Raw genomic sequence first — 18639 nt, 5'->3', positions numbered from 1 at the left:
TGGCCGCGACGGCCACTGCCTTCCCCGCCCGCGGCCGCCCTCACGGCCGCCGGCCGGCCGGCGCGTCCTCCGGGAGCGGCAGCTTCGGCCGGGTGTGCGGGTGGTTGCGCATCTCGACCCGGAAGTCCGCCGCCCTCGAATGGTCGTGCCTGCGCAGCGCGTTCCGCTCCCAGGCCGCCGCGAACTCGCACGTCGGACACCCGGGCGTCGGTACGGCCGGCGGCAGCGGCTCCGCCGGGAGCACCACGGGCGGTTCCGGACGCGCCCGGTGCGCGCGGCCCGCCGCCGCGACGGGTGTCGTGAGCACCCGGATCAGCGCGGACTCGTCCCCGGTCGGCCGGCGCAGCGCGGAGGGCACGGCCGTCCAGGCGGCACCTCCGCCGGGCCGTTCCAGATGGACCAGCTCGCCGTCCCAGGCGGTCACCCTGCCGAGCCGGGGGCTCGCGCCGGGGATGTCGGCGGCCATGTAGGTCCCGAGGTCGGGGACGGACCCGCTGTCGTCGCACACGGGGGTTCCTCTCTGTAGCGGTTCCACTACCAGGAGCACCCAGGGTGACCTACAGTCGAGTCGTCTTCAACGTACGAGTGACCGAGGGAGAGTTGTGGTCAATCGGAAGTCGCTGGAGCCGGACAGCGGGCCGCTGGCTGCGTACGGGGCGCGTGTGCGCAGGTTGCGTGAGGAGCGCGGCTGGACGCAGGAGGATCTGGCCGAGCGGACCAGGTACTCCAGCAAGCACATCTCCGCCGTGGAAACCGGTAACCGATCCTCAACTCTCAAATTCTCGGGAGCGCTCGACGCGGCGTTCGGGCTGGTGGGAACGGACCAGTCGTTCGATCGCGAGTGTCAGCAGCTGAGGCATGGGGTGCTCATGGAGGGCTTCCCGGAGTACGTCCACCAGGAGCGCAAGGCCGTGGAGATCCGCCTGTTCGAGATCGGGATCATTCCCGGACTCCTTCAGACGCCCGAGTACGCGCAGGCTGTGGCGGCCGGTTCGGTCGCGCGTGGAGCCACCTCGGTGAAGTCCGCCGCCGAGCGGGTAAGGGTTCTCGTCCAGCGGCAGCAGATCCTGGAGCGGGAGCAGCCGCCGATCTTGTTCGTCGTGATGGATGAGAGCTGCATCCGTCAATCGGTGGGTGGTCCTGAGGTCATGGCTGCGCAGCTCGATCGGCTCGTGGAGTTGGCGGCACGCCCACACGTGATTCTCCAAGTGGCTCCGTTCGCCATAGGGGAGCGCCGATCCTTCAACCGGCCGGTGACCCTGGCGACCCTGCCCGACCGGTCGGTGCTGTTCTATGCGGAGTCCCAGTCCCAGGGGCACTTGGAGCGGAAGAACGGAACTGTGACGTCCATGCTCACGGGCTACCATCAACTTGCGGTGGAGGCGCTCTCGCAGGCGGACACCGTGGCCATGGTCAAGGAAGTACGAAAGGGCATCTTGTGACGACGGGGTCCCCCCTCTGGTTCAAGTCTTCCTACAGTGCCGATGGCGGCCAGTGCGTCGAGGTCGCTCACAACTTCGTGCCTTCCCTCCGCGTCGTCCCCATCCGCGACTCCAAGACGCCGGCCGCTCCGACGGTCTCCGTCTCCGCCGCCGCCTTCACCGCCTTCGTGGACGCCCTCAAGGACCGGTAGCCCCCGGCACCCCGGCCGCGCGTGCGCTGACCGACGCCTACCTGGGCATGTGGGGCTTCTTCGCCGACAAGGCAGGCATCGACGAGCAGACCGGCGCCCTGCCCCCCGAGCAGTTCGACCACATCTCCGAGGAGCACGTCCTGGAGAACGGCGGCGCGGGCTTCGGCCGGGTCGTCCAGCCGACCATCCAGGCCATCGTCGAGCTGGTGGACGTGGACGGCGACGGCCGGCTCTCCGTCGAGGAGCCGGTCCAGGCCGTCCGCGCCTACCACCTGGGCGAGATCGACGTCCCCCTGCTCGGACGCTGATCCCCGCGCCATCCGGGTCCCGCACGACGGGCCCGGGACGGCGGGCCGCCCCTCAGTCGTGCAGGAGGTCGAGCCGCTCCGCCGCCCGCTGCCATCCCGCGGCGTCGGCCCGCGCGCGGGTGCGCAGTTCGGTGGCGGCGGCGTCGGGCGACGAGGTGCGGAGCAGGGCGAGGTCCTCGCGCTGGCGGCGCACTTCGACGCCCGGGCCCGGGAGTCCGGATGCGTACGGGGCCGCGGCCGTCGCCGCGGTCTGGAGACAGCGGAGGGCGCCGTCCCACGGGCCGCCGGCGCAGGCGGACACGGCCTCGGTGACGGCCGTCAGCGCGTCGAGATGGAGCATCACCGCGCCCTCCGGCTCGGCCTCCTCCAGGAAGTCGTCCGGCTCGTCGGCCTCGGGGAAGGGGTCCGTCAGCGACAGCGTCAGATACGTGCCGGACCAGTCGGCCAGCTCGTCGGCGCGCTCCCGGAGCAGGGGGAGGGCGGACGCGCCCTCCGGACCGAGCGCGGTCCAGCAGGCCCCGAGCAGCGCGGCGACCTCCTCGGGCCGCGTACCGCCGTGGCGCCGGAACCGCTCGTCGGCGAGGCATCCGGAGACGCGTTCGGCCGCCGCCAGGCCCATCAGGGCCGCCGCCCGGGGGCCGAGGGCGGCCAGCGCCGCCTGCCACTCGGGGAAATCCCACTCGTCCATGTCCGTCCCCGCCTTCTTCCGTCCCGGCATCCTGTCAGACCGGTCCCCCGGAGACCCGGCGGGTGGGCGCACGGGAGCCGGCGCCTAGGGTCGGGGGATGGGCGACGACACGGCGCCGCGTGACCGGGCGCGGCGGATCAGGGACGTACGGGAGCGGCTGGAGCGCGAGGTGGACCTCTGGGTCGCCTCCGCGGGAGCGGACGGGGTGCCGTACCTCGTGCCGCTCTCGTTCTTCTGGGACGGCGCCGACGTCTGGCTCGTCACCCGGCTCTCCAACCCCACCGGCCGCAACCTCGCGGCCAACCCCCGCACCCGCCTCGCCCTCGGCGACACCCGGGACGTCGTCCTCCTCGACGGCGAGGTCGCGGTGTACACCCACGACGAGGTCCCGGAGGCGGTGGCCGAGGGCTTCCGGGTCAGGACCGGCTGGAACGCCGTCCGCTCGGGCCCGGCCCACCGCTGGTTCCGGGTCCGTCCGGCCGGGGTCCAGGCCTGGCGCGAGGAGCCCGAGCTGCCGGGGCGGCAGCTGATGACGGCCGGGGAGTGGGCCGGGGAGTGACGGCGGCGGTCCGGCTCGCGGGGTGCCGGTCGGCCGCCCGGGCGGGAAGAGCGGGGGCGCGGGCCGGGTCGTGGGGTGCCCTCCACGTCGAGCCCCGAGGCTTCCCGAGGCGGGGGCTTCCGGTCACGCCGTCAGCCCCTGAGCCTCCGCACCCCTGAGCCGGTGACCGCCACCGACCGCCGCGACCGTCGTGGGGGTGCCCGGCGGGGCGCTGCCCGGCTCCCCCGCCGGGTGGCGGGCGGCGTTCCGGGCGGTCGCGGCGCCGTGCGTGCCCGCCGCGCTCGGGATCCTGTGGGGCGTCCCGGGCGACCGGGCCGAAGGGGGCTCCCCGCGGGCCGGGTTCGGGGCGCTCCGCTCGCCCCGGCTCGTGCGGGCCGTGGTCCTGGCGCCGCTGGTGAACGCCGCCGTCTTCGGGGCCCTCGCCCTCCTCGCCCCGGTCGTCACCGGGCTCACCGCGCCCTGGGTCCCCGTCGCCCTGGTGCTGTTCGGCGCGGGCTCCTTCGCCGGGGTCACGGCGGCCGGGCGGCCGGCGGACCGGTACTCCGGGCGGGTCGTGGCCGTCGGGGGCCGCTCCTGCTCGCGGGCCGGGTCGCCCTCGCGGCCCTCGCGGAGCGCCCGGCCGCGCTCCTGGGGATCCCGGCGGTCCGGGGGCCCTCGCCTTCGCCCTCGGCGTGACGCCGACCGCCCGGATCCTGTGCGCGGCGACCGGCGCGCCCGCCCTCGCGGGGGCGCACGCGGCGGTCGCGCTCAACGCGGGCGCCGTGGCGGGGCCGCTGCTCGCCGCCACGGCGCCGGGCCGTCCGACCGGCCCGTTCCTGCCCGGCGCGGGGCTCGTCGCCGCCGCGCCGGCGCTCGCCGCCGCGGGCGGAGGGCGTCAGCGGTAGTCGTCCGGGTGGTCCTGCATCCAGGTGTTGATGAAGTCCCGGGTGCCGATCAGCTTCTTCTGGTGCTTCTTCAGGTTCTCGAAGGAGCTGTCGCCCGCGAGCGTCCTGTTCAGCTCGGCCATCTTCTGGAGCGGCTCGGGGAAGTGGCCGGGACCCTTGGGGTCGTTCTTCATCGCCCAGTCGAGCTCCTGGAGCTCCTTGTTGACGCGGCGGAGGAAGTAGGAGCAGTCCGAGGCGCAGGAGTCGTTCAGGGTGGCCTGGAGGGTGGCGAAGGCGTCCCGTACCAGCTCGCCGGCGAAGGGGGAGTACTGCGCGTCCGGGTACGGCGTCCCGTCGGCCGCGCCGGGCGTGGCCGACCCCCCGGGCGTGGGCGAACCCCCGGGCGTGGACGCGTCGGTGGGCGCGTCCGTGGTGGCCTCCGGTGCGGCGGACGCCGTCCCGGTCGGTTCCGTCGCCTCCGGCGCCGTCGTCGTCGCGGTCGCCGCCGGGCCCTCCGCCCGGGCGTCGGGCTCGGGGCTCGTGCCGCAGGAGACGGCCAGGGCCGCCAGGGCCGCGGCGGCCAGTGCGACGGCCCGTACCGAAGTCGTGTGGATCATGTGGGTCCCTCCCCTGTGTCATGGACCCGGCGAGCCTAACCGGCCCGTGAGCAGGCGCCCGTGACCAGGCGCCCGGCACCGGAGGACCGGCACCGGGCGGTTCGGGCGCCGGGCGTTCCGGTGCCCGACCCCTGGTGGCGTCCCGCGGGGCCGGAGCCCGGCGGGACGCCGTCGTCGCGCCGCCCCGGTCCCTCAGCCGGAGAAGCCGACGTGCGCGAGGCGCACCGGGCCCCGCAGTTCGAGGCGGAGGTCCGTCACCTCCCCGAGCCGGCAGGGGACGTGGACGGTGGTGAGGTCGTACGGGCCCGCGGTCGGGCCCACCGCCACCCGGGCGGCCTCCCTCCGGCCCGCACCGGCGAAGAACGTCACCTCGCCGGCGCCGGCCGCCGTCACGGCCAGCTCCGTGACGCCGTCGCCGAAGTCGCAGGCGCGGTAGAGGAGCGTGCCGGGCGCCTCCGGATCCGCCGGGGCCACCGCGTCGCCCGCCGCCCGGGAGCGGTCGACGATCACGGTGGCGGTCTGCTCGTCGTAGTCGGCGGCCTCCAGCCCCGCCTCCAGGACCGGACGGGGGGCCGGCGTCTCGCCCGCGAGCTCGATCCGGACGGTCCGGCGGGCGTCCGCCGAGGACGGGCCCGCCAGGAACTCGTACGCCCCCGTCTCCACCGTCCACCGCCCGCGCGCCACGTCCCAGTACGCGAGCGCCGACAGCGGCACCGCGAAGGAGAGGGCCGCCGTCGCCCCCGGCTCCAGGCGGACCCGCGCGTGGGCGACGAGCGCGCGGTGCGGGCGCGGCACCGAGGGGGCCACCGCCCGCGCGTAGACCTGGACGACCTCGTCGGAGGCGACCGCGCCCGTGTTGGTGACGTCGCAGGAGATCCGCACCTCCGCCCGCTCCTCGTCCGCGGTCGCCGTCAGCCCCTCGTACCCGAAACTCGTGTACGTCAGGCCGTGGCCGAAGGGGAAGAGCGGGGTCCGGTCGGAGTAGAGGTACGTCTGCCGGCCGCCGATGACGTCGTAGTCGAACAGGTCCGGCACGTCGACGTCGGAGGCGTACCAGGTCTGCGGCAGCCGCCCGGCGGGGGAGACGTCGCCGGCGACGGCCCGGGCGAGGGCGGTGCCGGCGGCCTGGCCGCCGTGCGCGGTCCACAGCAGCGCCGGCAGCGTCGCCGCCGCGTCCGGCACCGCGTAGGGGTAGGAGGAGGTCAGGACGAGGACCGTGCGCGGGTTGGCGGCGTGCGCCGCCCGCCACAGGCGGTCCTGGTGCGGCGGAAGGTCCAGCGTCGTCCGGTCCTCGGTCTCGCGCCCGTTGACGTGCGGGTCGTTCCCGGCGACGACGATCACCGTCCCGGCCCCGGCGGCGGCCCGGGCCACGGCGTCCTCGCCGCGCTCGACGGTCTCCACGGCGAAGATCCCGGCGGATTCGCGTCCGGCGGCAACCTTCACGCCCTCGGCGGCGACAGAGACGTAGCCCCCCGTCCCGAGGTGCCGAAGGAGGAAGCCGCCGTGCCCGCCCCCCTGTCCGCCTTCCCGCGCGTCGTGGTCGCCCTCGCGCCCGCCCTCGCGCCCGCCCTCGCGCCCGCCCTCGCGCCCGCCCTCGCGCCCGCCCTCGCGCGCGCCCTCGCGCGCGCCCTCGCGCGCGCCTTCGAGCGTGCCGCGGTCGCCCTCGGGCCCGCCTCCGCACGAGCCCTCGTGCGGAGGGCCCCCGCGCCCGGCGCCGTGCCCGCCGGCGTCGTGCCCGGCCCCGGCCCCGGCGTCGCGGGGCTCGAAGCGGAAGGTCTCCTGCACGACCCAGCCGCCCGGTTCGTCCGCCGAGGCGCGCACCAGGCCGTCCTCGGCCACGGACAGGTACCGCCCGCCGGGCGCGCGCAGGGTGATCACCCCGTCGCCCCAGTCGACCAGGTCGAGGACCGAGCCCTCGGCGTCGGCGGTGAGCGGCGGCAGGTCGGTGCGGCCCGCGACCAGCGCCGGGTCGAGGGCGGCCTCCCCGCCGCGCGGGGTCTCCCCGCCCGCCGGTTCGGGCGCGCGCAGGGCGAGCCCGTCGGCGGTCCGCAGCCGGATCCGGTCCACGCCCTCGGCGAAGTCCACCCGGTCCGCGCCGAAGCGCTCCCGGAAGCCGTCCAGCGGGGACGAGCGGTGCAGCGGGGAGCCGCTGTACCAGTCCAGCTTCGCGGCGTCGGCGAGCAGGCCGACCACCGCGATCCGGCCGTCCCCCTCCAGCGGGAGCAACGGCGCCTCCCCGCCCGCCGGTTCGTTGCGCAGCAGGACGAGCGCCGCCTCCGCCGCCTCGCGGGCCAGTTCGCGGTGGGCCGGGGTGTCGTGGGCGGTCTCGTGGGCGTACGGGTCGGTCTCCGGGTCGAACTCGCCGAGCAGGAAGCGCACGGTCAGCTGGCGGCGGGCCGCCCGGTCCACGTCCTCCTGGCCGATCAGCCCGTGCTCCAGGGCGCGGGCGAGACGGCCGACGATCACGGAGGCGTCGGTGCCGTGGTCGGTGAAGGAGTCGACGCCGGCCCGCAGCGCCGCCGCGACCGCCTCCTCGTGGCTCTCGAAGTAGGCCTGGGAGTCGGCGAGGTTGCTCGGGGCGCCCGCGTCGGAGCAGACCAGCAGTTCCCGGTCGGTCCAGGCGCGCAGCTCCGACTCCAGGTACGGGGAGAGGTGGTTGGGGCGGCCGTTGACCAGGTTGTAGGCGGGCATCACGCCCGCCACCGCGCCCGCCTCGACGGCGCCGCGGAAGGCCCGCAGGTCGTACTCGTGGAGCACGCGGGGGCGGACGGAGGCCGAGGAGGTGTCGCGGGCGGTCTCGTTGTTGTGGGCGAGCCAGTGCTTGAGGACGGGCGCCGTGCGCCAGTACGCGGGGTGGTCGCCGCGCAGGCCCCGGGTGAAGGCGGTGGCGAGGGCGGAGGTGAGCTCCGGGTCCTCCGCGTAGCCCTCCTCGCCGCGGCCCCACAGGGGATTGCGCAGCAGGTTCACGGTGGGCGCCCACACGTTGAGGCCGACGCGGTCGTCCCCGGCGCGCATCGCCCGCGCCTCGCGGGAGACGGCCTCGCCGACCCGGCGCACCAGCTCCGGGTGCCAGCTCGCGCCGAGGCCGACGGCCTGCGGGAAGACGGTCGCCGGGCCCATCCAGGCGACGCCGTGCAGCGCCTCCTGGCCGGTGCGGAAGGCGGCGAGCCCGAGGCGCTCGACGGCGGGCGCGAACTGGTGGAGCAGCGCGAGGCGTTCGCCGGGGGCGAGGCGGCCGAGGAGGTCGGCGACGCGCTCGCCGACGGGGAGGGCCGGGTCACGGAAGGGCGGCCGGTCTGCGGTCACGTACGAGTCCCTTGGATGGCGGCCGCCCGACGGCGGCGGGAAGTTTCGAAGCGCTTCGATGCTCAAGCCCGCCGAGAGGGGTGTCAAGGTGCCCGACCGTTTCGCCTCCCCGTCCGGGTAAAGGAATTGAAGGCATTCGGTCGTCCTGGAGCCCACTTCGAGAAACTCCTGAACGACTCTTGCCGCACCTGGGGGCGTCACTTAACCTCGCAGCAACATCGAAGCGCTTCGACTCACCGGTGCCGGCCTGCCGCGCCCGTCGCCGCGCTCCCGGGGCCCCGCCCCGCCCGCACCCCCGCACTTGCTCCATCTCCGTCACCGCTGCCGGCCGGCGCTCCCTCGGACGCCGCGTGTCCTGGCGCGTGCCATGAAGGGTTGACGCAATGACGCCGAACGCCGCCTCCCCGGGCTCCCCGAGAACCGCACCGAGCCGGAGGGGCTTCCTCGCCACCGGTGCCGTCGCCGCCGTCGCGGTCGCCGGCGGGGCCCCGCTGCTCACCGCCTGCGGCGGCGACGGCGACACGGGGAAGAAGGACGGCACCACCAGCGGCAAGGACGCCGCGAGGATCCTCCCCGCCTTCGTGGCCAGCGACGTCGTCCCCGCCGACATCCCCGCCGCCGACGGCTCCGCCGCCGGCTTCACCCGCGCCATCCCGAGCGCCGAGCTCAAGGCGTCCGTCGCGGAGAGGAAGGGCAAGGGCACCGCGCTCACCGTCATGGCCCCCTTCTGGGGCACCCCGCCGGCGCCCGGCAACCCGTACTACCGCGCCATGAACGAGGCCATCGGCGTCCAGGCCACCTGGCAGAACCAGGACGGCAACGTCTACGACCAGAAGCTCGGCGCCGTCCTCGCCTCCAGCGACGTCCCCGACGTCGTCGTCGTCCCCGGCTGGAACCTCGGCGGCAAGATCCCGAGCGCCATCGAAGCCAAGTTCGAGGACCTCGGCCCGTACCTCTCCGGCGACAAGGTGAAGGCCTACCCCAACCTCGCCGCCATCCCCACCGACGCCTGGCAGCGCTCGATCTTCGGCGGCAGACTCCGCGGCCTGCCCATGCCCGCCTCCTACGTCACCAACATCGCGCCCTTCTACCGCAAGGACCTCTTCGACGCGAAGGGCTGGCAGCTCCCCCGGAGCGCCGACGAGTTCCTCGCCCTCGCCAAGGAGATCACCAGCGCCAGGGCCAAGGTGTGGGCCTGCGGCGACATGACCTGGACCGCCTGGAACATGTTCGGCGTCCTCAACGGCGGCGACAAGGCGCTCGGCTGGAACCTCGTCGACGGCAGGCTGGTCAACCGCATCGAGACCCCCGAGTACCTCGAAGCCCTGGAGTGGACCCGCAAGCTCTTCGACGCCGGCGTCGTCCACCCCGACGAGAAGGCCCAGAACCAGGGCGACACCGGCAACCGCTTCACCGCCGGCCAGTGCCTCGTCTACAACAACGACCTCTCCCACTGGTACGCCAAGACCTCCGAACAGGCCGCCCAGAACCCGGCGTTCGCCATGGCCGCCATGGACGTCCCCGGCCACGACGGCGGCACCCCCCGGCTCTGGGCCACCAACCCCGCGAACATCTGGGCGTTCGTCCGCAAGGGCGCGCCGAAGGCCCTGATCGAGGACGTCCTCGCCATCGCCGACTTCACCGCCGCCCCCTACGGCACCAAGGAGCGCATGCTCACCGACTACGGCACCGAGGGCGTCCACCACACCGTCGAGGACGGCCTGCCGGTCAAGACCGACGCGGGCAACCTGGAGGTCAGCAGCAGCTGGATGTTCATCGCCAGCCCCGCCCCCTACATCGCCCACCCCGACACCCCCGAGGTCACCCGGGCGATGGTCGAGTGGCAGCAGCGCATGGGGGCCGCCACCCGGAAGTCCTCCTTCTACGGACTCACCGTCACCGAACCGAGCCGGTGGACCGGCCTCATGAACGACTTCGAACAGCTGGAGAAGGACGTCGTCCGCGGCCGCAGGAAGGTCTCCGACGTGCAGCAGGCCGTCTCGGAGTGGAAGAGCAAGGGCGGCGACCAGCTCCGCGACTGGTACAGGAAGCTCCTCGACACCACCGGCTCCGCGGCGGGCTGACGTGAAGACGCACGACACCACCGACCGCCGGCCGAGGATCCCCCTCGGCCGGCGGCTCCGGCGCGACCGCGCCCTCCTGCTGATGACGGTGCCCGCCCTCGTCCTGGTCCTCGTCTTCCACTACGTCCCCGTCCTCGGGAACGTCGTCGCCTTCCAGGAGTACGACCCCTACGTCTCCACCAATGGCGTCACCGCCATCGCGGAGTCCCCCTGGGTCGGCCTCGCCCAGTTCGACCGGGTCCTCTCCGACCCCTCCTTCTGGGACGCCGTCGAGAACACCCTGGTCTTCTTCCTCCTCCAGCTGGTCTTCTTCTTCCCCGTCCCCATCGCCCTCGCCCTGCTCGTGCACAGCCTGCTGCGGCCCCGCGTCCGCGCCTTCGTGCAGGCCGTGCTCTACCTGCCCCACTTCTTCTCCTGGGTCATCGTCATCACCGTCTTCCAGCAGGTCTTCGGCGGCGCCGGCATCATCGCCCAGACCCTGCGCGAGCGCGGCCACGAGGGCTTCGACCTGATGACCGACCCCGGCACCTTCAAGTTCCTCGTCACCGCCGAGGGGATCTGGAAGGACGCCGGCTGGGGCGTCATCGTCTTCCTCGCCGCGCTCGCCGCCGTCGACCGCTCGCTGTACGAGGCCGCGGCCATGGACGGCGCCGACCGGTGGCGCCGCATGTGGCACGTGACCCTGCCCGCCCTGCGGCCCGTCATCGCCCTGCTGCTCGTCCTCCGCGTCGGCGACGCCCTCACCGTCGGCTTCGAACAGCTGCTGCTCCAGCGCGACGCCGTCGGACCCGGCGCCGCCGAGGTCCTCGACACCTTCGTCTGGTGGACCGGCCTGCGCAGCCAGGACTTCAGCTACGCCGCCGCCGCAGGACTCGTCAAGGGACTCGTCGGGCTCGTCCTCGTCGTCTCCGCCAACAAGGCCGCCCACCTCATGGGCGAGCAGGGGGTGTACCGGAAATGACCCAGCGACTCCTCGAAAGGCCCCTCCCCGCCGCCCGCGGGAGCCGCCCCGCCCGCCCCTCCCGGTGGGCGGCGCCCGCCCGCCCGGTCTGGGAGGAGCCGCCGACCCGCGCCGGGCTCACGGCCAAGGCCGGGCTCCTCGTCCTCGCCTGCCTCGCCGTCCTCTTCCCGCTCTGGATCGTCGTCGTCACCAGCCTCTCCTCCAAGAAGACGATCACCGAGACGGGCGGGCTCGTCGTCGTCCCCCGCGACCTCACCCTCATCGCCTACCGGGAGCTGCTCAGCGGCGGACAGGTCACCCGGGCCGTCCTCGTCAGCCTCGGCGTCACCCTCGTCGGCACCCTCTTCTCGACGACCGTGTCGGTGCTCTGCGCCTACGGGCTCTCCCGGCCCGGCTCCGTCGGCCACCGCCTCATCCTCTTCACGCTGATGGGCACCATGTTCTTCGGCGCCGGCCTCATCCCCACCTACCTGCTGGTGCAGACCCTCGGCCTCACCGACACCTACCTGGCGCTGATCCTCCCCAGCGCCGTCAGCGTCTTCAACATCCTCGTGCTGCGCGCCTTCTTCATGGGCATCTCGCCCGAACTCACCGACAGCGCCCGCATCGACGGCGCCGGCGACCTGCGCATCCTGTGGACCATCGTGATCCCGCTCTCCCGCGCGGTGATCGCCGTCATCACCCTCTTCTACGCGGTCGGCTACTGGAGCGCCTGGTTCAACGCCTCCATCTACCTCAACGACCAGACCATGATGCCGCTCCAGAACGTGCTCATCCAGCTCGCCCAGAAGCAGGAGATCCCCGTCGGGCTCGGCCAGGCCGTCAAGGCCGGGAACCTCTCCGGACTCGCCGTCCAGATGGCCGTCATGGTCCTCGCCCTGCTGCCCGTCGCCGTCCTCTCGCCCTTCGTCCAGAAGCACTTCAAGAAGGGGATGCTCACCGGCGCCGTCAAGGGATGAGCCCGCACCCCACCCCCTCAAGGAAGGCCCCATGCCCCGTCTCGACGACCTCACCCGGCCGCCCGGCCGCCCCGCCCGCATCCTCTACGGCGGCGACTGGAACCCCGAGCAGTGGCCGGAGGAGACCTGGGCCGAGGACCTGCGGCTGATGCGACGGGCCGGGGTCACCACCGTCACCCTCGGCGTCTTCTCCTGGGCCCGGCTCGAACCCGAGCCGGGCGCGCGCGAGTTCGGCTGGCTCGACCGGCTCATGGACCTCGCCCACGCGCACGGCGTCGGCGTCGTCCTCGCCACCCCCACCGCCTCCCCGCCGCCCTGGCTCGGCCACCGCCACCCCGAGACCCTCCCCCGCGACGAGGACGGCCGCACCGAATGGTGGGGCTCCCGGCAGCACTTCGCCCCCGCCAGCGAGGCCTACCGCACCCACGCCGCCGCCATCACCGACGCCCTCGCCGCCCGGTACGCCGCCCACCCCGCGCTCGTCATGTGGCACATCAACAACGAGTACTGCACCCACGACTGGGGCGACGAGGCCGCCCGCGCCTTCCGCACCTGGCTCCGCACCCGCCACGGCACCCTCGACGCCCTCAACACCGCCTGGGGCACCGACTTCTGGGGCCAGCGGTACGCCGACTGGGACGAGGTCCTGCCGCCCCGCCGCGCCCACTACCTGCGCAACCCCGGCCACGTCCTCGACTTCCGCCGCTTCACCTCGGACCTCCTCCTGGAGTGCTACCGCGCCGAGCGCGACATCGTGCGCCGACACACCCCCCACCTGCCGGTCACCACCAACTTCATGCCGTTCTGGCAGGGGCAGGACGGCTGGGCCTGGGCCGCAGAGGAGGACGTCGTCTCCGTCGACGTCTACCCGGACCCGGCCGACCCCCGCACCGGAGCCCACGAGAACGCCCTGGTCGCCGACCTCACCCGCGCCGAGGCGGGCGGCGGCCCCTGGATGGTCATGGAGCAGGCCGCCGGCGCCGTCAACTGGCGCCCCGTCAACCGCCCCAAGCCCGAGGGGCTCAACCGGCTCTGGGCCCTCCAGGCCGTCGCCCGGGGCGCCGACGCCGTCCACTACTTCCAGTGGCGCCCCTCCCGGCAGGGCGCCGAGAAGTTCCACTCCGGCATGATCGGCCACAGCGGGGAGCACGGCCGCGCCTACCGCGAGACCGTCCGCGTCGGCGCCGACCTCGCCCGCCTCGGACCCCGCGTCGCCGGCAGCCGCGTCCCCGGCGGCGGCATCGCCGTCCTCCACGACTGGGACTCCTGGTGGGCCGGCCGCCACGAGGGCGCCCTCTCCGACCGCCTCGACCAGGGCGAACTCGTCCGGGCCTGGCACCGCGCCCTCTGGGAGGCCGGCCTCCCCGTCACCCTCGCCCACCCCCACCACGACCTGGCGGCGCACCCCCTCGTCGTCCTCCCGCACCTCTACCTCCTCGACGACCGGTCGATCACGGCCCTGGAGCGGTACGTGGCGGGCGGCGGCCACCTCGTCTGCGGCTTCTTCACCGGCGTCGCCGACCCCGACGACCGGGTCCGCCCCGGCGGCACGGACGCCCGGCTCCGCGCCCTCCTCGGCATCGAGCGGATCGACGAGTGGTGGCCCCTCGCCGCGGACGAGTCCACCGACTGCGGCACCTTCCGGGGCGGCCTGTGGACGGAGGAGCTGGTCACCGCCCCCGGCACCGAGGTCCTCGCCTCCCACCGGGGCGGCCCCCTCGACGGCAGGCCCGCCGTCCTCCGCCACGGCCGCACCCGCTACCTCTCCACCCTCCCCGAACCCGCCGCCCTGCGCGCCCTGCTCACCGAGGCCGCGCACGAGGCGGGCGTCCGCCCCGTCCTCGCCGGACTCCCCGACGGCGTCGAGGCCGTCCGCCGCGGCGACCTGCTCTTCCTGCTCCACCACGGCCGCGACCCGGTCACCGTCCGCGTCCCCGGCCGCCACCGCGACCTGCTCACCGGCACCACCGTCGACGACACCCTCACCCTCGACCGCTTCGGCGCCGCCGTCCTGGAGGAGCACCCATGAGCGCACCCGTCCCCGTGCCCCCGCGCACCCCCGTGCACGGCACGTGGGAACCCGCGCCCGCCACCCGCTGGGAGGACGCCTTCCTCACCGGCAACGGCCGGCACGGGGCCCTGGTGTACGGAGACCCGGTGGACGACCGGGTGATCGTCACCCACCACACCCTCGTCCGCCCCCACCACCGGCCCGGCGACACCGACCCGCCGCGCCTCGCCGACCGGCTCGGCGCCCTCCAGGACGCGCTGCTCTCCGGCGACCTCGCGGCGGCCGAGACCTTCACCGACGGACGCCCGCTGCGCTGGATCCAGTCCTTCCACCCCGGCTTCCTCACCCGCGTCCGCGACGAGACCCCGGAACACGCCCCCGGCGCCCGGCGCGAGGTCGACTTCACCACCGGAGTCGTCACCTCCACCGCCGGCGACCGCGTCAGCAGGGTCCTCGCCTCGCGCGCCGACGACCTGCTCGTCCAGTACGTGACGGGGCCCGGCGCACGCGTCCGCGTCGAGCTCGACCACCGCCTCGACGGCGTCCCGCCCGGCCTCGCCGTCGGACGCGGCGTCGCCACCGCGCACGGCGAGACCCTCCTCACCCTGCGCGCCGGCTACCCCGGCTCGACGCTCGGCTACACCGGCGTCACCCTCGTCGTCGCCGACACCGGCCGGACCGCGCTCACCGACCGGGGCGTCCGCGTCGAGGGCGCCGGCCGGCTCCTCCTGCTCACCCGGGTCCGCCGCCACGACGGCCCCCTCGACCCCGCCGGCGAGGCCGCCGCCCTCCGCGCCCTCGCCGGGGAGGACGGCCCCGCCGCCGCGTACCGCCGGCTCCTCGGGCGGCACGCGGAACTCCACGGCGCCGCCTACCGCCGGACGGCCCTCGACCTCGCCGCCGACCCCGCCGAACGGGCCCTGTCCGGCTCCGCGCTGCTCGCCCGCCCCGCCGGACCCGCCCTCCTCGAACGCCTCTTCGCCGCGGGCCGCTACCACCTGCTCTCCTCGTCCGGCCTCTACCCGCCCCGCCTGTGCGGACTGTGGACCGGGGACTGGGACACCGCCTGGGCCGGCGGCTTCACCACCGACGCCAACCTCGCCCTCCAGACCGCCTCCGCCGTCGCCGCCGGCCTGCCCGAGGTCACCGAGGCCCACCGCGCCCTGATCCGGGGCCAGACGGCCGACTGGCGCGCCAACGCCCGGGCGGTCTTCGGGACCCGCGGCATCACGGCCCCCGCCCACACCGACGGGGAGAGCGGCCACACGTACCACTTCGACCGCGCGTACCCCCTCCACCTCTGGACCGCCGCCGCCGACTGGCTCCTCCTCCCGCTCCTGGAGGCCGACGAGGCCGACGGCCGCCGCGACCCCTGGCTCACCGGCCTCCTGGACGAACTCGCCGACTTCTACGAGGACTTCCTCACCCGCACCGGGCCCGACGGCCATCTCGCGGTCGTCCCCTCCTACTCGCCGGAGAACCGCCCGCGCGGCGGCGGCCCGGGTGCGGTCAACGCCACCATGGACCTCTCCGCCGCCCGGCACGCCCTGACCGCCGCCGCCGACCGCGCCCCCGCCGACCGCGCCGCCCGGCTCCGGGCCCTCGCCGACCGCCTGCCGCCCCACCGCGTCAACGAGGACGGCGCCCTCGCCGAGTGGGCCTGGCCCGGCCTCGGCGACCGCTACGACCACCGGCACCTCAGCCACCTCTACCCCGTCTGGCCGCTCGACGAGATCACCCCGTACGACACCCCCGCCCTGGCCCGGGCCGCCGCGCGCGCCCTCGAACTGCGCGGCAGCGAGAACGACTCGGCCCACGGCCACCTCCACCAGGGGCTCGTCGCCGCCCGGCTCGGCGACGCCCGGCGCACCGGCGACGCCCTCCGCAGGGTCCTCGGCGGCGACTACTTCCACGCCTCCCTCATGAGCGCGCACTATCCGGAGCGCAACGTCTACAACGCGGACGCCGCCCACGCCCTGCCCGCGCTCCTCGTCGAGGCGCTGGTCCGCTCCACCCCCGGCCGGCTGGTGCTGCTGCCCGCCCCGCCGCCCGGACTGTGCGCCCGCGGCCGGCTCACCGGGGTGCGGACCCGCTTCGGCGCCCGCGTCGACCTCGACTGGGCTCCGGGGGAGTACCGGGCCGTACTCCGTCCCTCCCGGGACGCCGAGGTCGAGCTGTGCGCCCCCGGCGGACGGCGGCGGCTGGCGCTGCGGGCGGGGGCGGAGCACAGGCTCGTCAGCCCGTGAGCGCCCGTCCCTGCGGCGGACCCGAGCTGGCCCGCACGGTCAGCACCGGGGCGAGCAGCTCCACCCCGGCCGCGTCCGGCCCGTCCGCGCCGGTCAGCCGGGCGAACAGCCGCTCCACCGCCCGCCGGCCCAGCTCCTGGGCGGGGATCGCCACCGAGGTGAGCGGCACCGACGCCCGCTCGGCCACCGCCTCCGGGCAGACCGCGACCACCGACACGTCCTCCGGGACCGCCCGTCCGGTCCGCCGCAGCAGCGCGAGCAGCGGTTCGACGGCCGTCTCGTTCTGCACCACGAAGGCGCTGACCGCCGGGCGCTCGTCGAGGATCCGGGCGAGCACCCCGGCGACGGCGTCGTGACTGCCGTCGCACGGGCGGTGCAGCAGCCCGACGCCCCGGCGCCCGGCCCGCTCGCGCAGGCCGCCGAGGGTCCGCTCGGCGAAGCCGGTGTGCCGGGCGTACACGCCGGGGGAGCCGCCGACGACGGCGATCTCCCGGTGTCCGAGCCCGGCCAGGTGGTCGACGCAGAGCGCCCCGGCCGCGGCGAAGTCCAGGTCCACGCAGTTCAGTCCGGCCGGGTCGGCGGGGAGCCCGACGAGGACGGCGGGCGGCGCGGCCCCCCGCAGCAGCGGCAGCCGCCCGTCGTCGAGCTGCACGTCCATCAGGATCACGGCCTCGGCGAGCCCGCTGCCGGTGACCCGGCGGAGCGCCGAGGGGCCCTCCTCGCCGGTGAGGAGCAGCACGTCGTAGCCGTGCGTCCGGGCGGTGGTGGCGACGGCGACCGCGATCTCCAGCATCACCGGCACGTACATGTCGGTGCGCAGCGGCACCATCAGCGCGATGATCCGCGACCGGCTGCTGGCGAGCGCGCGGGCACCGGCGTGCGGCTGGTAGCCGAGCTGGTCGATGCTGGCGCGGACCCGCCGCCGGGTGGGGTCGGAGATGGGCCGCTTGCCGCTGAGGACGTAGCTCACCGTGCTGGCCGACACCCCGGCGTGCCGGGCGACCTCGGCCAGCGTGACCATCCGATCTCCCCGTGGGCAGGACTGTGACGGAAGTGAATCGCTTCGACGGAGACGGTCGGGTGATCGTTCCAGGCGACCCAGCGAGACCGTAACGCGGGGGAGGGGGAGTGTCCAGAGTGGGGACGACAGGAAATCGAAGCGCTTCGACGACGTGCTCGCCGAACCGGAGCCGGAGCCGGAGCCGGAGCCGGAGCCGGAGCCGGAGTCGGGTGCGGAGTCGGAGTCGAGAGCGGAGCCGAGGGCGGGTGCGGAGTCGGAGGCGGGTGCGGAGCAAGGGGCGGGGGCCGGGGCGGAGCCGGGCCCGGGTCGGAGCCGGAGCCGGGGCGCGCCGGCTCCGCTTCCACGGCGGGGAGGGCGGGCCGCGGCCGTCGGGAGCCCGCCGTCAGGAGCCCTTCGCACGGGGGCCGTTGCCCGGCCCCCGGTGCCCGGTTAGTCTTCGTGCGCGATACCGGCCGCCGTCCGACAGGTCGAACGGCACGAGGGGGAGGCGGGCGACATGGGGCGACTCGTACCGGCGGTGACCAGGGCGTTCGACATCCTGGAGCTCTTCCTCCAGGGCGACGGCACGCTCTCCGCACCCGAGATCACCCGCAGGCTCGGGCTGCCCCGCACCACGACCCACGAGCTGGTCTCCACCCTCGCCGCCCGCCACTACCTCGTCGCCGTGCCGGAACGGCCCGGCCGCTACCGGCTCGGGGTGCGCACCTACCAGCTCGGCAGCCGGTACGCCGAGCGGCTCGACCTCGCCGCGGAGGGCCGCGAGGTCGCCCGCGGGACCGCCGCGGCCTGCGGCGAGACCGTGCGGGTCGCCCTCCTGGAGGACGCCCACGTCATCCACGTCGCCACGGTGGACTCCACCCACGCCGTCCGCATGGTGGCGGCGGCCGGCCGGCGGCTGCCCGCCCACTGCACGGCGGCCGGCAAGATGCTCCTCGCCGGGCTCCCCGCCGACGAGCGCGACGGGCTCCTCGGCGAACTCCTCGACGGGCTGCCCGGCGAACTCGCCGACGGACGACGGCTGATCGGCATGACCCCGTGGAGCGTCACCGACCCGGACGCGCTGCGCGCCGCCCTCGACGGGATCGCCGCCCTCGGCGTCGCCGTCGAGCGGCGCGAGTCCCACCCGGACGTCTGCTGCGTCGCCGCGCCCGTCCGCGACCGCTCGGGCCGCGTCGTCGCCGCGCTCTCCGTCTCCGTCCCCGTCATCCGCTGGGACGAGGCCCGGGAGGGCGAGCTCACCGCCCTCGCCGTCCGGGGTGCCGGCGAGCTCTCCGCCCGCCTGGGCCACCGGGGCCCGGTCCGCTGACCCGCCGGGGTCCCCGGGACGGGAAGGGCCGGACCCCCGGGGCCCGGCCCGTCGTCACGCGCGGTCTCAGCGGGGGG

General features: G+C 75.3%; 16 protein-coding genes. 11 read left to right on the top strand and 5 right to left on the bottom strand.

Annotated elements, in window-relative coordinates; genetic code table 11:
* Positions 1–40: 40 nt before the first annotated feature.
* Positions 41–508 carry a hypothetical protein gene (locus IE287_RS38750; protein WP_229883750.1) on the bottom strand — a complete coding sequence of 156 codons (468 nt, stop codon included), beginning with the start codon at positions 506–508 and terminating at the stop codon, positions 41–43.
* A 94-nt stretch (positions 509–602) separates the two neighbouring features.
* Between IE287_RS38750 and IE287_RS26175 the strand changes: the two genes are divergently transcribed.
* From IE287_RS26175 to IE287_RS26165, 3 genes are read left to right on the top strand one after another with little or no spacing between them, the layout of a single operon-like run.
* Positions 603–1442, top strand: coding sequence for a helix-turn-helix domain-containing protein (locus tag IE287_RS26175; RefSeq protein ID WP_189851657.1), 840 nt, complete (start codon positions 603–605; stop codon positions 1440–1442).
* On the top strand, positions 1439–1633 hold the full coding sequence (locus tag IE287_RS26170; RefSeq protein ID WP_189851656.1) for a DUF397 domain-containing protein: 195 nt from the start codon (positions 1439–1441) through the stop codon (positions 1631–1633). The genes IE287_RS26175 and IE287_RS26170 overlap by 4 nt, the downstream gene beginning before the upstream one ends.
* Before the next feature lie 47 nt (positions 1634–1680).
* Positions 1681–1941, top strand: a complete 261-nt coding sequence (locus IE287_RS26165; protein ID WP_189851655.1) for an EF-hand domain-containing protein — start codon at positions 1681–1683, stop codon at positions 1939–1941.
* A 52-nt stretch (positions 1942–1993) separates the two neighbouring features.
* Here IE287_RS26165 and IE287_RS26160 read toward each other — a convergent pair whose 3' ends face one another.
* A complete protein-coding gene (locus IE287_RS26160; RefSeq protein WP_189851654.1) occupies positions 1994–2629 on the bottom strand; it encodes a hypothetical protein in 636 nt (211 codons plus the stop codon).
* A 97-nt stretch (positions 2630–2726) separates the two neighbouring features.
* On the opposite strand from IE287_RS26160, the gene IE287_RS26155 reads away from it, so the two are divergent.
* Both IE287_RS26155 and IE287_RS26150 read left to right on the top strand, forming a co-directional pair.
* Complete coding sequence (locus tag IE287_RS26155) at positions 2727–3188, top strand: pyridoxamine 5'-phosphate oxidase family protein (protein WP_189851653.1); 462 nt, start codon at positions 2727–2729, stop codon at positions 3186–3188.
* A gap of 671 nt (positions 3189–3859) precedes the next feature.
* Positions 3860–4072 carry a hypothetical protein gene (locus IE287_RS26150; protein ID WP_189851652.1) on the top strand — a complete coding sequence of 71 codons (213 nt, stop codon included), beginning with the start codon at positions 3860–3862 and terminating at the stop codon, positions 4070–4072.
* Here IE287_RS26150 and IE287_RS26145 read toward each other — a convergent pair.
* Together IE287_RS26145 and IE287_RS26140 are read right to left on the bottom strand one after the other, a co-directional pair.
* Positions 4063–4668 carry a hypothetical protein gene (locus IE287_RS26145; protein ID WP_189851651.1) on the bottom strand — a complete coding sequence of 202 codons (606 nt, stop codon included), beginning with the start codon at positions 4666–4668 and terminating at the stop codon, positions 4063–4065. The two genes, IE287_RS26150 and IE287_RS26145, sit on opposite strands and share 10 nt — an antisense overlap.
* A 192-nt stretch (positions 4669–4860) precedes the next feature.
* Entirely contained in the window at positions 4861–7974 is a 3114-nt protein-coding gene (locus IE287_RS26140; protein WP_189851650.1) for a glycoside hydrolase family 3 C-terminal domain-containing protein, read from the bottom strand.
* Between the two features lie 383 nt (positions 7975–8357).
* Here IE287_RS26140 and IE287_RS26135 point away from each other — a divergent pair, with 383 nt between their 5' ends.
* The 5 genes from IE287_RS26135 to IE287_RS26115 are packed head-to-tail and all read left to right on the top strand — an operon-like array spanning position 8358 to position 16235.
* Complete coding sequence (locus IE287_RS26135) at positions 8358–10058, top strand: extracellular solute-binding protein (RefSeq protein ID WP_189851649.1); 1701 nt, start codon at positions 8358–8360, stop codon at positions 10056–10058.
* A gap of 1 nt (position 10059) precedes the next feature.
* A complete protein-coding gene (locus IE287_RS26130; RefSeq protein WP_189851648.1) occupies positions 10060–11019 on the top strand; it encodes an ABC transporter permease in 960 nt (319 codons plus the stop codon).
* Positions 11016–11978, top strand: coding sequence for a carbohydrate ABC transporter permease (locus IE287_RS26125; RefSeq protein WP_189851647.1), 963 nt, complete (start codon positions 11016–11018; stop codon positions 11976–11978). The genes IE287_RS26130 and IE287_RS26125 overlap by 4 nt, the downstream gene beginning before the upstream one ends.
* A gap of 31 nt (positions 11979–12009) precedes the next feature.
* Positions 12010–14007, top strand: a complete 1998-nt coding sequence (locus IE287_RS26120; protein ID WP_189851646.1) for a beta-galactosidase — start codon at positions 12010–12012, stop codon at positions 14005–14007.
* On the top strand, positions 14004–16235 hold the full coding sequence (locus IE287_RS26115) for a glycosyl hydrolase family 95 catalytic domain-containing protein (RefSeq protein ID WP_189851645.1): 2232 nt from the start codon (positions 14004–14006) through the stop codon (positions 16233–16235). The genes IE287_RS26120 and IE287_RS26115 overlap by 4 nt, the downstream gene beginning before the upstream one ends.
* On the opposite strand, the gene IE287_RS26110 is transcribed toward IE287_RS26115, so the two are convergent.
* On the bottom strand, positions 16225–17256 hold the full coding sequence (locus tag IE287_RS26110) for a LacI family DNA-binding transcriptional regulator (protein ID WP_189851644.1): 1032 nt from the start codon (positions 17254–17256) through the stop codon (positions 16225–16227). The two genes, IE287_RS26115 and IE287_RS26110, sit on opposite strands and share 11 nt — an antisense overlap.
* A 496-nt stretch (positions 17257–17752) precedes the next feature.
* On the opposite strand from IE287_RS26110, the gene IE287_RS26105 reads away from it, so the two are divergent.
* Positions 17753–18562: an IclR family transcriptional regulator gene (locus tag IE287_RS26105; protein WP_189851643.1), complete on the top strand. Its 810-nt coding sequence runs from the start codon at positions 17753–17755 to the stop codon at positions 18560–18562.
* Positions 18563–18639: the final 77 nt, after the last annotated feature.

It is taken from the genome of Streptomyces omiyaensis, from assembly GCF_014650895.1.
GTDB classification, from domain to species: Bacteria; Actinomycetota; Actinomycetes; order Streptomycetales; family Streptomycetaceae; genus Streptomyces; species Streptomyces omiyaensis.
This window is presented reverse-complemented; position numbering and strand designations above follow the sequence as displayed.